Source organism: [Bacillus] caldolyticus (assembly GCF_003595605.1).
In the GTDB taxonomy this organism is placed as follows: Bacteria; Bacillota; Bacilli; order Bacillales; family Anoxybacillaceae; genus Geobacillus; species Geobacillus thermoleovorans.
On record NZ_CP025074.1, the window covers coordinates 2,862,353 to 2,876,944 of the forward strand.

General features: G+C 53.9%; 13 protein-coding genes. All 13 read left to right on the top strand.

Annotated features, from left to right (window positions below; all coding sequences use genetic code 11):
• Positions 1 to 4 precede the first annotated feature (4 nt).
• The 13 genes from CWI35_RS14840 to uvrC all read left to right on the top strand — a co-directional run bounded on the left by CWI35_RS14840 (position 5) and on the right by uvrC (position 14,581).
• Positions 5 to 787 (top strand): ATP-binding cassette domain-containing protein, encoded by a 783-nt coding sequence (locus CWI35_RS14840; RefSeq protein ID WP_014196481.1) that lies wholly within the window; start codon positions 5 to 7, stop codon positions 785 to 787.
• Positions 788 to 976: 189 nt separating this feature from the next.
• Positions 977 to 1,777, top strand: a complete 801-nt coding sequence (locus CWI35_RS14845; protein WP_238979929.1) for an aliphatic sulfonate ABC transporter substrate-binding protein — start codon at positions 977 to 979, stop codon at positions 1,775 to 1,777.
• 157 nt (positions 1,778 to 1,934) lie between these two features.
• Entirely contained in the window at positions 1,935 to 2,477 is a 543-nt protein-coding gene (gene ssuE, locus CWI35_RS14850; RefSeq protein ID WP_014196479.1) for an NADPH-dependent FMN reductase, read from the top strand.
• 12 nt (positions 2,478 to 2,489) lie between these two features.
• Positions 2,490 to 3,611, top strand: a complete 1,122-nt coding sequence (gene ssuD, locus CWI35_RS14855; RefSeq protein WP_020278119.1) for an FMNH2-dependent alkanesulfonate monooxygenase — start codon at positions 2,490 to 2,492, stop codon at positions 3,609 to 3,611.
• A gap of 141 nt (positions 3,612 to 3,752) precedes the next feature.
• The gene (locus tag CWI35_RS14860; protein ID WP_119877898.1) at positions 3,753 to 4,958 is read left to right on the top strand and encodes a hypothetical protein; all 1,206 of its coding nucleotides are present in this window, start codon (positions 3,753 to 3,755) and stop codon (positions 4,956 to 4,958) included.
• Between the two features lie 219 nt (positions 4,959 to 5,177).
• Positions 5,178 to 6,122 carry an NAD-dependent epimerase/dehydratase family protein gene (locus tag CWI35_RS14865; RefSeq protein ID WP_119877899.1) on the top strand — a complete coding sequence of 315 codons (945 nt, stop codon included), beginning with the start codon at positions 5,178 to 5,180 and terminating at the stop codon, positions 6,120 to 6,122.
• Positions 6,112 to 7,038, top strand: a complete 927-nt coding sequence (locus tag CWI35_RS14870) for a lysylphosphatidylglycerol synthase transmembrane domain-containing protein (protein WP_240432113.1) — start codon at positions 6,112 to 6,114, stop codon at positions 7,036 to 7,038. The genes CWI35_RS14865 and CWI35_RS14870 overlap by 11 nt, the downstream gene beginning before the upstream one ends.
• A complete protein-coding gene (locus tag CWI35_RS14875) occupies positions 7,035 to 8,534 on the top strand; it encodes an alkaline phosphatase family protein (RefSeq protein WP_119878020.1) in 1,500 nt (499 codons plus the stop codon). Before CWI35_RS14870 ends, CWI35_RS14875 begins: the two co-directional genes overlap by 4 nt.
• Entirely contained in the window at positions 8,491 to 9,252 is a 762-nt protein-coding gene (locus CWI35_RS14880) for a glycosyltransferase family 2 protein (RefSeq protein WP_023633488.1), read from the top strand. The genes CWI35_RS14875 and CWI35_RS14880 overlap by 44 nt, the downstream gene beginning before the upstream one ends.
• 343 nt (positions 9,253 to 9,595) lie before the next feature.
• Positions 9,596 to 10,357, top strand: coding sequence for a hypothetical protein (locus tag CWI35_RS14885; RefSeq protein ID WP_011232152.1), 762 nt, complete (start codon positions 9,596 to 9,598; stop codon positions 10,355 to 10,357).
• Positions 10,358 to 10,382: 25 nt separating this feature from the next.
• The gene (locus tag CWI35_RS14890) at positions 10,383 to 11,309 is read left to right on the top strand and encodes an FTR1 family iron permease (protein ID WP_011232151.1); all 927 of its coding nucleotides are present in this window, start codon (positions 10,383 to 10,385) and stop codon (positions 11,307 to 11,309) included.
• A 47-nt stretch (positions 11,310 to 11,356) separates the two neighbouring features.
• Positions 11,357 to 12,802, top strand: a complete 1,446-nt coding sequence (locus tag CWI35_RS14895; RefSeq protein ID WP_119877900.1) for a nucleoporin-interacting protein — start codon at positions 11,357 to 11,359, stop codon at positions 12,800 to 12,802.
• 6 nt (positions 12,803 to 12,808) lie between these two features.
• Positions 12,809 to 14,581 (top strand): excinuclease ABC subunit UvrC, encoded by a 1,773-nt coding sequence (gene uvrC, locus CWI35_RS14900; protein WP_119877901.1) that lies wholly within the window; start codon positions 12,809 to 12,811, stop codon positions 14,579 to 14,581.
• The last annotated feature ends 11 nt before the right edge of the window (positions 14,582 to 14,592 follow it).

The window sequence follows — 14,592 nt, forward strand, 5'->3', positions numbered from 1 at the left end:
AGAGATGGAAACAGGACGAGGAGCAGAGCTCGTATTTGCGCAAGTGGCCAAACAGTTTGGCGATCAACAAGTGTTGCGCCGCATTGATTTAACGGTCAAACCGGGGGAGTTTATCGCCATTATTGGTCGCAGCGGCTGCGGAAAAAGCACACTATTGCGCTTGGCTGCTGGATTGGAGACGCCGACTTCCGGCATGATTCAGCTGGATGGACAGTTGCTTCATGGGTTGAATACAGCAGCTCGCGTCATGTTTCAAGACGCTCGTCTGTTGCCATGGCGGCGCGTCATCGACAATGTCGGCCTCGGCTTGAAAGGTGACTGGAAAGAACAAGCAATCACAGTGCTCGAACAAGTCGGTTTGGCAGACCGCGCGAATGATTGGCCATCGGTGTTATCCGGCGGCCAGCGTCAACGGGTGGCGCTCGCCCGCGCATTGATCAGCCGTCCACAGTTGTTATTGCTTGATGAACCGCTCGGTGCGCTTGACGCGTTAACGAGAATTGAAATGCAGCGGCTGATCGAACGATTATGGAGGGAACAACGCTTTACGGCTTTGTTGGTCACGCATGATGTTGATGAAGCAGTGATGTTGGCGGACCGCGTCGTGCTCATTGAGGACGGGGAATGCGCGCTTGATTTGCCTGTGCGCTTGCCGCGGCCGCGGCAGCGCGGCGATGCGGCGTTTGCTGATTTGGTCGATACGATTTTGCGCCGCATTTTAAGCGCAGAATCTGATGAGAAAGTCATCGCCGCGTCTTCGATGAGTGAAAAAAGGAGGGCGCTATAGACAGTGAAAAGAAGGCTCCTTTTGTTTTCGGTGTTGAGTGCATTCCTGTTGTTGGCAGCTTGCGGCCAAGAACGTTCTGCTTCCTTGTCTTCTCCTAAACAGTCGGCATCGACGGATTCTTGGCCGAAAGAATTGCACGTTGGCTTTCAAAAATCATCATTTTCTCTCTTTTTGAAAGAGAAGGGGTACTTGGAAAAACAATTGCAAAAGCATGGCGTTCAAGTAAAATGGTTTGAATTCCAATCCGGTCCCCCCCTTCTTGAAGCGTTGAATGCAGGACAGATTGACATCGGCTATGTCGGAGGAGCGCCCGCTGTGTTGGCGCAGGCCAATCCAGATTCACAGTTGGTGTATCTTGCCTATGAACCGGAAGTCGCGCGGGCGATCATCGTGCCGAAAACATCGTCGATTCATACGGTGGCGGATTTGAAGGGCAAAAAAGTGGCTTTCGGCAAAGGGTCAAGCGCCCATTATACGTTATTGACGGCGTTGGAGACAGCTGGATTGACACTCAACGACATTACCCCCGTGTATTTGCAACCGTCTGAAGCGCGAACTGCGTTTGAGCGAGGTGATGTTGACGCTTGGGTCATTTGGGATCCGTTCTTGGCTGATGCCGAAGTGAACGGCGGGGCGCGCATTTTGATTGATGCGAAAGGACTTCCAAAACAATATGGATTTATCGTGGGGCGGAATGAGTATGTGAAACAGTATGCCAATGTAGCTCAGACTGTCATTGCACAGCTGAACAAAGTCCATCAAGAAATTCACTCTTCTCCAGATGAAGCCGCCAAACTATTGGCCAAAGAAACGAAAATTGGCGAAGAAATTTGGAAACGGACGTTGAGCCGAAGAGGATATGGTGTGTTTCCGCTGACGAAGGAGGTGATCGACGCCCAGCAGCGCATTGCAGATCGTTTTTATGAAGCCGGGTTGATCTCAAAACGGGTCAAAGCGAAAGATGCTGTGGTCGTCATAAAGGAACAATAAAGTAATCCAGTAACATTAACAGTTCATGAATACAAGCCGTTCTACTGAACATGACGGGGCGTTGTAAAAGCCGGATCCCCTTGAACAACGCCCGCCAAAGGGGCAAAAGGGATGTCAAGGACGACGGGGGCAAAAAAAGAATGTGGGAGGGAAACAAATGACAACGGTGGCCATTATTTCTGGAAGCCCGTCGCACACCTCGAAAACGAATCGGGTGGCTGAATGGGTGAGCGAGCAATTGCAACAGCTCGGCCACACGGTGCATTTCATCCGATTGCGCGATTTGCCGGCTGAAGATCTGCTTTATGCTCATTCATCGAGTGAGCCGATCGCCGAAACACATGATTGGATCCGCCAGTCGAGAGCGGTCATTGCGTTAAGTCCAGTGTATAAAGGGAGTTACACCGGCATTTTAAAAGCGTATTTGGATTTGCTTCCGGAAAAGGCGTTTGCAGGGAAGCTGGTTGTGCCGATTGTCACGGGGGGAACCATTGCTCATCTGTTGGCTCTCGAATACGCGCTCAAACCGATTTTCTCCATTTTGGGCGCGCGGGAAATCTTGCATGGCGTCTTTATTTTGGATTGGACGTTGGGGCATGATGACGAAGGTCGCCTTGTGCTTTCTGACGATTTGTTGTCGCGGATGGAAGAGGTCTTTCAATCCATTTCCTGTGCAACCGAAAAAACCGTGATTGGATAAGGAGGAAAAAAGATGGAGTTGCTTTGGTTTATCCCTTCTCATGGCGACGGCCGATATTTAGGGACGACAAAAGGTGGTCGCTCCCCAGAATACAGCTATTTCAAACAAGTCGCCCAAGCAGCCGACCGCTTAGGATATACGGGCGTGCTCATTCCAACCGGCAAATCGTGCGAAGATCCTTGGCTGCTCGCTTCGGCATTGGCGGCTGAAACCGACCGTTTGCGCTTTCTTGTCGCTGTCCGTCCCGGATTGATGACGCCGACGTTGGCTGCCCGCATGGCTTCCACATTCGATCGGATTTCCGATGGCCGGCTGCTCGTGAATGTCGTCGCCGGTGGCGATCCCGTTGAGCTGGCAGGGGATGGGTTGTTTTTGTCCCATGACGAAAGATATGAGGCAACGGACGAGTTTTTGACGATTTGGCGTCGATTGCTTGCAGGAGAAGAAGTGACGTTGAGTGGAAAACATGTGTCGGTCAAGGGAGCCAAACTGCTATTTCCAGCGGTGCAAAAGCCGTATCCGCCCATCTTTTTTGGCGGATCGTCGGATGCCGGCCAACGGGTTGCGGCGCGCCATGCGGATGTGTATTTAACCTGGGGCGAGCCTCCTGAACAGGTGAAAGACAAAATCGAACGGGTAAGGGAGCTTGCTCGTCAAGAAGGCAGAAAAATCGAATTTGGCGTTCGTCTCCATATTATCGTTCGTGAGACGGAAAAAGAAGCATGGGAAGCGGCAGAGCGATTGATTCGCTATGTCGATGACCGGACGATTGAAGAGGCGCAACGGGTATTTGCTCGTTACGATTCGGTGGGACAGCAACGGATGCGACAGCTGCACGGCGGAAAGCGGGATTCGTTGGAGATCAGTCCAAATCTATGGGCTGGGGTAGGATTGGTGCGCGGGGGTGCGGGCACGGCTCTCGTCGGCGATCCGGAAACCGTGGCCGAGCGTCTTCGCGAGTATGAGCAGCTGGGCATCCGCTACTTCATTTTGTCCGGCTACCCGCATCTGGAAGAGGCGTATCGAGTGGCGGAGCTGTTATTCCCGTTGTTGCACTTGAACACTCCTTCCTCTTCCTCCATTCAGGGAGAGGTTGTGGGCCACGAATTTTTCCCTAATGTGATTAAAGTTTGATTGATTGCGAAAGAGAGGACCGGCAACGAGGGAGTCCTCTCTTTTTCATCATGTGTTGACATTGAAATTCATTTTCTCTTATAATCTTATTGTATTGATATTGATTATCATTTTTTGGATGTGTGAACGGGGGGATACATAATGTCATTGAAATGGAAGTGGCTCGCCGTGTTTGCCGCCGCGGCGTTGGCGCTTGGCGCGTGCGGCCAGAGCAAACAGACGGCGGGAACAGAAAAAGAAAGCAGCAACCAAACGGCTGTGGAAAAACAAGAAAAGCCGAAAGAGGAAGAGAAGACGGAGAACGAGAAGGAAGAAGCGGAAGTCGATTATGCGGGAGCGTTCAGCGAAGCGCTCGCGGAGCTTGAGAAGGCGAAGCAAGGCGGGGCGGTCGACTTCGGCAAAGTGGAGAGCATCTACAAAGAAAAGCTGCAGTCGCTTGTACAAAAACGTGACGCGGAATTTGAAGATACGCTTGACCAACATATTACCAACGCACTGGCCGCCGGCAAAGACGGGTCGCTTGAGCCGTTGGTTGTCAAGCAAATTTTTGACAAGCTGATGCAAAAAGTGTTTTACACGACGATCAAGCATGAGTTTACCGAAGCAGAAGAACATTGGGCCAATAAGGAAGAAGTAAAGGAAGAGCTTAAGGAAGCCAAAACCTTTTACGCGATTTTGCAGTCGACCGTGGAAAAGCGCGATGCGGCTTACGGAACGAAGTTGGTTGACGCGATCAACGGGGCGTTTGCCCAAATGGAGCAAGCGGTCCAAAACGATGATGCGCTCTCATTTGCCCTCGGCAAGCAAGTCGTGGACAAAACATTGATGAAAACATTCTATTTAGCGAGCGGAGCGCTGCCGCACGGCTATGCGGCGAAGGCGGCGGCTGCGGCCAAGGAAAACGCCGAAGAAGCCAAAGTGGAGCAGGCGGAAGGCTGGGCGTTTTATCAGTCCGTCTATCCGTATATGAAACGGCATGCCGCGGAGGAGGCGGACTACATTTTGAAACAGTTTGACCTGCAAACCGATGTCAAAACGCTCGATCCGAAAGCGGTGAACCATGCGTTCGTGCGCGGATGGGCGAAAGTGGCGCTTCACGAATATGAAGAAAGCAAAGAAAATTGGGGGCAAGACAAGTCGGTGATCACCGCCTTAGAAGGCGCGCTCTTTATTAACATGATCGAACAGGATATCAAAACGCTGCTTGGCGACAAAGCATACACCGACTTGAACGAACAGGCGACACGCTACCTAGAGGCGGCAAAGGCGAAAAACAAAGCCGAAGCTGACAAATGGCTGCCGCAAATTGAAGCTGCGCTGCAACAAGTGATCGAAAAAGCGAAATAACCTAGCAAACAAGGGCGTCCTGTGGACGCCCTTGTTTGACGAAGGAGGCAGCGGATTTGATGTCGGCAGAGTGCTCGATGGTGGATGTCAGGCAGCTTGTGTGCCTTCAGGGCAGCCGTCTGTCCGGAAACGTTTGGTTTTTTTCATGGCGCCGCGACTTTTCCGAGCGGCTGTGGTAAGATGCTGATGGATAGTCCATTTTGTAATGGGGTGAAACCGTTGAAAATTGTTGTCACTGGAGGAGCCGGATTTATTGGCAGTCATTTGGCCGCTCGTCTGCATGAACAAGGTCATGAAGTGGCAGCGATCGATTGTTTTCATCCGTACTATCCTGTTGAGCGGAAGGAGCGGCAGTTTCACGCGCTCACCGGCGGCCGGGTGCCGCTTGCCCGCTTCGACTTGCTTGATGGGGAAGCGACGAAGCGTTGGTTCAGCCAGTTTCGCCCCGATGTCGTCTACCATTTGGCGGCGCTGCCGGGCGTGCCGTATTCCCTCGTGGAGCCGCTCGCGTATATCGATTATGACATCAAAGCGACGGTCAATGTGTTGGCGGCGGCGGGGGAAGCGGGGGCGGCGCATGTGCTGTTTGCCTCATCGTCATCGGTGTACGGCGACCGCGGCAATGTGCCGCTCCGGGAAGAGATGGCTGACGGCCGCGTCGTGTCGCCGTATGCGGCGGCGAAATACGGAGCGGAATCGTTTTGTCATGCCTATGCCCATTTGTATGGCTACCAAATGACGATTTTCCGCTATTTCACCGTTTACGGGCCGTGGGGTCGTCCGGATATGGCGATCGGCACGTTTTTGCGCCGATTGCTGGCGGGCGAGGAGATTGTCGTGTATGGCAAGGGGACGGCGCGCGATTATACGTACATCGATGATATTGTGGAGGGCATGATCGCAGCACTTCACCGCAGCGGCGGGCGAAGCGAAGTGTTCAACTTGGGCGCCGGGGCGCCCGTCACCATGGAGCAGTTGCTCGCTGAGTTGCGGAAGCACTTTCCCGATATGAAAATCGTGCACGCGCCGGAGCGAAAAGGGGACGTGAAGGCAACATGGGCGGACATCACAAAGGCGGAAAGGGCGTTTGGTTACCGGTCGAACGTGCCGTTTGCCGAAGGGCTCGCCCGTACGGTGGCGTGGGCGCGTGAATATGAGCGGTAGGGCGGCCAAGGCGGGGCTCCAGGTTGCCGGAGCGGCCATGGTTGTTCTGTTTGGTTGGCTGACGTATCGCTATTTCGACGGCCGTGCGTTGCTTCGGCATCTCTCCGGGCTGGCCCGCCATCCGGCTGCCATGGCTGCTGCGGTCTTTGTGTATGGCACGTCCTTTTGGCTGCGGGCATGGGCATGGAAGCAATATGTCGGGAAACCGCTCGTCTTTTCCATCTATTGGCGTGGGGTGTTGCTTAGCTTGTTGATCAATCATCTCGTCCCCGTCAAAATGGGCGATGCCGCCCGCGTCGCTGTGCTTGCCCGTCAGCCGGGTGTTTCCGCCGCTGAGGCGATTGAGTCGGTTGCGGTCATGCGGCTATTGGACATGGCCGTGCTGGGCGTTTTTGCGGCAGCGGGGGTGTATGTGTACATGCATCGGATTCCCGGCCTTCCGCTGGCGGGGGCGGCCGCCGCAGGGGGAGCGCTTGTGCTCGTGATGTTTCGCCGTCCGCTCCGCCTCGAACGGTTATGGCGCCGGTGGCGGACGGTGTTGCAGGGCCGCCGCGGTGTGGAGATCGCTGCGGCTGTGGCGGCGAGCTGGTTGTGTGAAGCGGCCGTCATTGGCGTGATCGCGAAAGCAGTCGGCATCCCGCTTTCCTTTGGACAGGCGGTGTGGGCAAACAGCGCGACCATTTCCGGCCAGATCGCCCAAGTCGCCCCCGGCGGGATCGGAACATACGAGGCGGTGATGGCGTTTGCGTTGACCCGGCTCGGCGCACCGTGGGAGAAAGCATATGCGGCGGCAGTGTTGACCCATGCGTTTAAGTTTTTGTTTTCTTACGCCGCTGGTGCCGCGGTATTGTGGTTTTGGCGGTCCGACTGGCAGATGGTGCGGGGTGTATGGAAAAAGGAAAGGGAGAAGCGATGAAACAAGCATCACGATTCGAAAAAATCGCGGCGCGCTGCTGGAATTTGCTGAATGAAGGAAAGCCGTTCACGCCGATTTTTGTCGTGGGAACGATGAGCATCTACCATGCCGCTGATCTTATGGGCGGCCATGCATGGACATGGCTGATTGGCCTGACGGCGGTGCTGCCGTTGTTTGTTGTCTATTATGTGTACGATTATCCACTGTTTTTGCGCAATTATTTATGGATCCCTTATGTCGTGTTTCTCATCGTTTGGTCGTTCGCTGATGCGTCGTTGTTGTTGTTGGCGTCGGGGCTTTACTTTTTCTTTACCGTCTTTTTTTGGGGGACGCTGTATTACCATTTGCGCATCGGCACGTCGTGGTGGAATTTCACCCGCTTTTGGAAGCTGGTGCTGAAAAACAGCGATTCGACCAGCGGCAACGCCCAAGAGCAGCTGCCAAAATGTTTTCTTCTTTTGTCCGTATGGGAATACGCTTCGCAGCAGATCGATCAAGGAGCGGCTTTGGCGCCGCTGTGCGGGGCGCTTTGGCTGTTTGCCGCTGGGGTGTGGCTGTTTTCATGGATTTTGCATCGGAATTTGTTCGACTGGCAGCCGGAGATCATTCCGACTTATACGAACAATGTGCCGAGTCCCACCGCGCCGGTCAGTGACAAAGTGTATGTCATCGTGATTGATGGGATGCGCAAAGACCGGTTTGAAGCGGCCAACGCCCCGTTTTTAAAGCGGCTGCGCGCGCAAGGGACGGAATTTGCGCAAATGGAAACCGTCTATCCGGCGCGCACGGTCGTCTGCTTCACCTCGATGCTGACGGGGACGTATCCGTTTGAGCACGGCATTCGCTCGAATATGGTATGGAAGCTCGGAGCGAAAGTGGAAACGATCTTCGACTCGCTCCGCAAAGTAGGGAAAACAGGCCGCTTGCTTGGCATCGCTCATTTGGTCGATTCGTTCGGCGACGATGTCGAAACGGTGACGGCCGTCATGCCGAACGACCTCGCCGACCGTTATATCATCGAGCGGGCGAAACGCATTGTGGAAGAGCAGCACCCGGACTTGCTTGTCGTGCAATTGATCGCCACCGACCAGACCGGCCATAGCCGCGGTGTGCTGTATGACGAGTATATCGAAAAAATTGAAGAAGCCGACGCGTTGATCGCGGAGTTTGTCGGCTGGCTTGAGGAACGGGGCGAGCTCGAGCGCGCGACATTGATTGTCTGCGCCGACCATGGCCAAGCGGATGGCATCGGCGGCCACGGCCACCTCGATGAAGGGGAGCGGTATGTGCCGTTTTTTCTATACGGCCCGGCGATTGAGGCAGGAAAACGAGTCGATGAGAAAAAAAGCCTCGTTTCGCTGGCGCCGACGATCGCCTATTTGCTCGGCGCGCCGTATCCGAGCCATAGCCGTGGTCCGGTTTTGATCGAGGCGATGAGAAAGGAGGAGAGCGATGAAGAAGCAGCGCGTCATCGTCTTTTTGCCGGCGCACAATGAAGAAGAAGCGATTGGAGATGTCATCCGCCGCATTCCGCGTCATTTTCATCCCGATGTAGAGGTCATCGTCTTGGTCATTGATGATGGATCGACGGACCGAACGGCCGAAGTAGCGAAAGAAGCGGGGGCCGATATCATTTGCCGCCTGCCGGAAAACCGCGGCCTCGGTGCGGCGGTGCGGCGAGGGCTTGAAGAGTGTGTCCGTCTTGGCGCGGATATCGGCGTGATGATCGATGCTGACAACGAATATCCGCCGGAACAAATTCCTGACCTTTTAGCGCCGATTTTCACCGGTGAAGCGGACTATACGATCGGCTCGCGCTTCCTTGGCACGATTCGCGGCATGAAATGGCATCGCCGCCTTGGGAATTATTTGTTCACTTGGCTGCAGTCGCTTCTTCTAGGACAGCGGCTGTATGACGGACAGTCGGGGATGCGCGCCTTTTCGCGCCACGCGATGGAGGAGGCGGAAATCATCCACGATTACAACTACGCCCAAGTGTTGACGCTCAATTTAGTGCGCAAAGGGTTTCGTTTGAAAGAAGTGCCGATCCGCTATCAAGTGCGGACGACCGGCCGTTCGTTCATCAAGTTCACCGCCTATATGACCGCGGTCATCCCGGCCATCTGGAAGGAAATGCGCCGCCCGGTGAAAAAGGTGGCCGTCGATCGAGAAGGGCATGGGCGCTCCCAAGAGCGGGCGCGCCATTGCTCGTAAGGCAGTTCGCGCTTAGAAGGCAGGCGAAAAACTGCATTCACGCGCCAATCGGCGGCATTTTCATCAGAAAAGAAAGCTGATTCTGCGAAGTTTCTCTAATTGAGAAATAGATGGAATCAGCAGTATTTTGCACTAAATCATCAGCCTTTTAGAAGGCGGGTGATGTCATAAGACATGCGGATCTACTTCTCAACTTGAGGAATCCTGTTTTTCTCTCTAATCGCGAACGATGGATTGAGGAAGATGATCGTTTTTTCACCAGCCTTTTCGACGATGGATGATTTTTTATTGACAATAAGTATGATAATGATTATCATTGATCTTGATGGAGGGAGAAGGGAACGTGAAATCGTTTCGTTTCTTTTTTTACATAGCAGTGATCATTATTCTCAATCTCATTCCGCTGAAAGCGTTCGCCTATTCGTATGGAGACCCGAACAAAGAGGCGGTTGCTGAGGCGTATAAAGAGATGAAAGAAAAGTTGAACGAGCAGCCGCCGAACTTTGCTGCAGCGAAGGAAATTTTCGAAACCGTAAAAGAAGAAATCGACATGCATATGGGACCTGAGCCGTCCAAGGCGGTGCTTGCGGCCATCGAAGCGAAGGACCGTCAAACGGTGATCAAGGACATGGAAAACATTTTAGTGCTCAATATCGCTCGCCGTTTGGACAATATTGAGGCAAACTTTGATCAGTACGACACGAGCAAGCGGCTGTTGGCGAAGGCGTTTGCGACGTATGAAGCGCTGTCGCCGGTCATCCAAGGGAAAGACCCTGCACTTGATAAACAGCTGCGCACCGAGTTTGACAAGGCGCTTCAGTCGCTTGGCAACCCGGGGCTGTTCGGTGTCGGCGAGAAAAAATCGGATATCAACGTGTTTAAGAAAAGCAAAGAGACGATTTTAACAACGCTGCAGAAGCAATTCGGCCTGAAAAGCCTAAAAGTCGGCCATTTTTCGGAAAACGCTGCAGAAAAGCCGGATGCAGTGCAAAAGAAAGAGTGGACCGATTTGTCTAAAGTAAAAAACTGGATTCCGCTCGTTGTCATCGTTATTGTGGTTCTCGGCGCGGCTCTCATTTATGTGCGGCGTCGGAAACGGGCTTAGTCCAAATATAAGGGGAGGCGGAGACATGGAAGTCCAAGCGCTGCTCATTACGTTTCGTGAAGCGCTGGAAGCGCTGCTGATCGTCGGCATCATTACATCGTATTTGAAACGTGTCGATCACCGCGAATACACGAAGTACGTATGGCTTGGTGCTGGTTTGGCCGTGTTGGCGAGCATCGGGGCGGCCATTTTGTTTCAAGTCGTGTTCACGGGATTTGCCGCGATGGGCAGTGAAATCTACTTAAAAATCGGCATCATGATCGTCTCCGCGTTGCTCTTGACGCAGATGGTGTTTTGGATGGCCGAGCATAGCCGGGACATGAAACAAAACGTTGAAGGGAAAATGGACCAGTTTATTACCGCCGGCAATGTCGCCGGCATGGTCATTCACTCGTTTTTAGTCGTGCTGCGCGAAGGAGTGGAAACCGTTTTTTTCTTCGCTGCCATCACGCACGGCAACATCGGCGCGGCCATACAAGGCTGGGGAGCGGCGACAGGCATTGCCATTGCCGCTTTGGTCAGCTACTTCTTCTTTAAAGGAACGATGCGCATTCCGCTGAAAGCATTCTTTAAAGTAACCGGAGCTTTTATCGTCTTGATCGCCGCTGGCCTGCTCGTGCAAGCCATTTCGATGATGCAGGACATTGGGCTCATCGGCAGCGTCATGCCGCATGTATATGATTTGACATGGCTGCTTCCAGAACATCCGATTGACTACGAACATTACGTGCGCGATCATGGCGTCGCCCCCGTCTTTTCCGGCGAAGTCGGCGTCTTTTTAAAAGCGTTGTTTGGCTATTCAGCGATGCCGTCGCTTGAAGAAGTGATCGCCTATATCGGCTACTTCGCCGTCGTGTATTTGCTGGTGACGAGCCGCCGCGGTCAAAAGAGCGCTGTGGTCGAGAAACCGGCGATTGCCGCTTTGGAGGAAAAAACAAAAAACGTCATGTAACGTACAAGGCCGCTGCGCCTTGTACTTTTTCTTTGGAGGGGAACACGGTGAACAAACGGTTCGGCGACCGCTTTTGGATTGGCTTTGGTGTCGGAACGGCCTCTTTGTTGGTTGGCGCCTGTTTGTATTGGGCGAGCCCGTATGCGGCCACATGGGATGAAGTCGATTTTGCCTTGGCGCTTAGGCGCTATGATGTGTTAGCCATGCAGCCGCATTTCCCAGGCTATCCGTATTTCGTCCTCGGGGGCATGGCGGTGCACGCTTTCATTGCCAATCCGGCCAAAGCGCTTTCGATCTTGAATGTGCTCGTGTTGTTTTCCGCCGCCTTTCCCATCGTTTTGCTGCTTGCTCGGCATATGCCGCGTCCAGCGGCGTTATGGGCGGCGCTTTCGGTGCTCTCTTCAAGCTACGTGCTCCTTGCCTCCGCCCGACCGATGTCAGACGGTGCGGCGCTCGGCGTGCTTTGGTGGTACATCTGGGCCGTGGAATGGGCGCGGCGGCGAATGGCATGGACCGCGCAGCTGCTGCCGATGGCGTTATTCAGCATCCTCATGGGGGTTCGCCTATCGTACATCCCCTTTGCCTCGGCGTTATTGTTGCTTTGGCATGAAGACTGGAAAACGCACCGCCGCCTCGGCCGCGTGGCGGCATCGCTGTTGGCGGCGGCCGCCTTTCAATTTGTTTGGGTGGCAGCGGTCGCGGCGACGGAAGGCGGCCTTTGGCCGTTTTTCAAGCTTGGCTTTGCGTTTGTTGTCGGTCATTTCAGCGACTGGGGGGGAACGGCGGCGGCGAGCCCTCTTCCATTTTGGGAGCGGGTGTGCCGCTTTGTCCTTGACAACTTTCTTTGGACCGGCATGGCCAGCCGAAATGCTTGGCTGCTGGCTGCCTATGCAGTGGTCGGCGCCATCGCCTGGCGCGCGGGGCGGTTGGGGCTTCCGCGCCCGCTTGTCGTTTCCGCGTTGCTGTATGCTTTGTGGGCGCTTTTCGGACAAAACATTGACAAGCCGCGTCATCTCCTTCCGCTCGTTCACATTGCGCTCGTTTTCGTGTGGGGGCGGCTGCTGGCCGCGCCCCGGACATGGCGGTTTGTTCTTGCCGCGGCAGTGGTGATGCTGCAGTCTACAATCGGCATCGGGCTGTTGCGCGAGCAGGCAAAGACGCCGCCAGCAGTGTATCAGCTTGCGGACGATTTGCGTGACAAACGGCAGCCGTTTGTGGTATATACGTGGGAAGAGACGCGCGTCCTAGACTATTTGAACGTGCCCTTTCCACATAAAGACGTGCTCCATTTTTCCTTCTTTTTGCAAGACAAAGAAAACTACCGCCATGCTGCGATATATATGACCAATCACGTTGTCCAAGGGTTCGAGGCTCAAGGGATCGATGTTTCCCGCCATGTGCGCAAAATGAAAACGTATCGTTCCAGTTTGCTTGCTGATCCGGTGTATGGGACGATTACGCTGTACGAATGGGTTGATGGAGCAGTGAGGTGATGGCCAATGAACGAGCGGCTGAAAGAAAAACTGGCTGTGCTGCCGGAGCAGCCGGGCTGCTATTTGATGAAAGACAAACACGGAACGGTCATTTACGTCGGCAAAGCGAAGTCGCTGAAAGAGCGCGTCCGCTCGTATTTTACCGGGACGCATGACGGCAAGACGCAGCGGCTTGTTGAGGAGATCGCTGATTTCGAATACATCGTCACCTCGTCAAACGCCGAGGCGCTCATTTTGGAGATGAATTTGATCAAAAAGCATGATCCGAAATACAACGTCATGCTGAAAGATGATAAAAGCTACCCGTTTATTAAAATCACCGCAGAAAAGCATCCGCGCCTGCTTATCACCCGCAAAGTGAAAAAAGACGGCGGCAAATATTTCGGCCCGTATCCAAACGTGCAGGCGGCGAACGAAACGAAAAAGCTGCTCGACCGCTTATATCCGCTCCGCAAATGTTCGACGCTGCCTTCGCGCGCCTGTTTGTATTACCATATGGGCCAATGCCTCGCCCCGTGCGTCCACCCGGTGTCGGACGAACAAAATAAGGCGATGGTTGAACAAATCGTCCGCTTTTTAAACGGCGGGTATGAAGACGTGAAGCGGGAGTTGGCCGAGAAAATGCACGAGGCGGCGGAAACGCTCGAGTTTGAACGGGCGAAAGAATACCGCGATCAAATCGCGGCGATTGAGATGACGATGGAAAAGCAAAAAATGATGCTCAACGACTTCATCGACCGCGATGTATTCGGCTATGCGTACGACAAAGGCTGGATGTGCGTGCAAGTGTTTTTCCTTCGCCAAGGGAAGCTGATTGAGCGCGACGTGTCGATCTTCCCGCTTTACCAAGACCCGGATGAGGAAATGCTTACGTTTTTGGGTCAGTTTTATGCGAAAGCGCATCATTTGAAGCCAAAAGAAGTCGTCCTCCCGTCCGACATTGACGGCGAGCTCGCCCGCGAATTGCTCGGCGTTGCCGTCGTCCAGCCGAAAAAAGGGAAGAAAAAAGAGCTTGTTGAGCTGGCGAGCAAAAACGCGGCCATTGCTCTGAAAGAAAAATTTTATTTCATCGAGCGGGACGAAGAACGGACGATCAAAGCGGTCGAACGTCTCGGAGAGCGTCTTGGCATTCCGGCGCCGCGCCGCATCGAGGCGTTTGACAACTCGAACATTTACGGGGCCGATCCGGTCTCGGCGCTCGTCGTTTTCCTCGATGGCAAGCCGGCGAAAAAAGAATACCGGAAATATAAGGTGAAAACGGTCGCGGGGCCGAACGATTATGAAACGATGCGCGAAGTCGTGCGCCGCCGCTATACGCGCGTGTTGAAAGAAGGATTGCCGCTTCCCGATTTGATCATTATCGACGGCGGCAAAGGCCACTTGTCGGCGGTGCGGGATGTGCTCGAAAACGAACTTGGACTGGATGTGCCGCTGGCTGGATTGGCGAAAGACGAAAAACATCGCACATCAGAGCTTTTGGCCGGCGACCCGCCGGATGTCGTGCCGCTTGACCGGCAAAGCCAAGAGTTTTATTTATTGCAGCGCATCCAGGATGAAGTGCATCGGTTTGCCGTTATGTTTCACCGAAAGACGCGGCAGAAAACGATGTTCCATTCCGTGCTTGATGACATCCCCGGCGTCGGGGAAAAGCGGAAAAAAGCACTCTTGAATTATTTCGGCTCTGTGAAAAAGATGAAAGAGGCGACGGTGGAAGAGTTGCAGCGGGCGAACATTCCGCGAGCGGTGGCGGAGAAAATCTATGAAAAACTGCATGAATAATGGCTGAACGG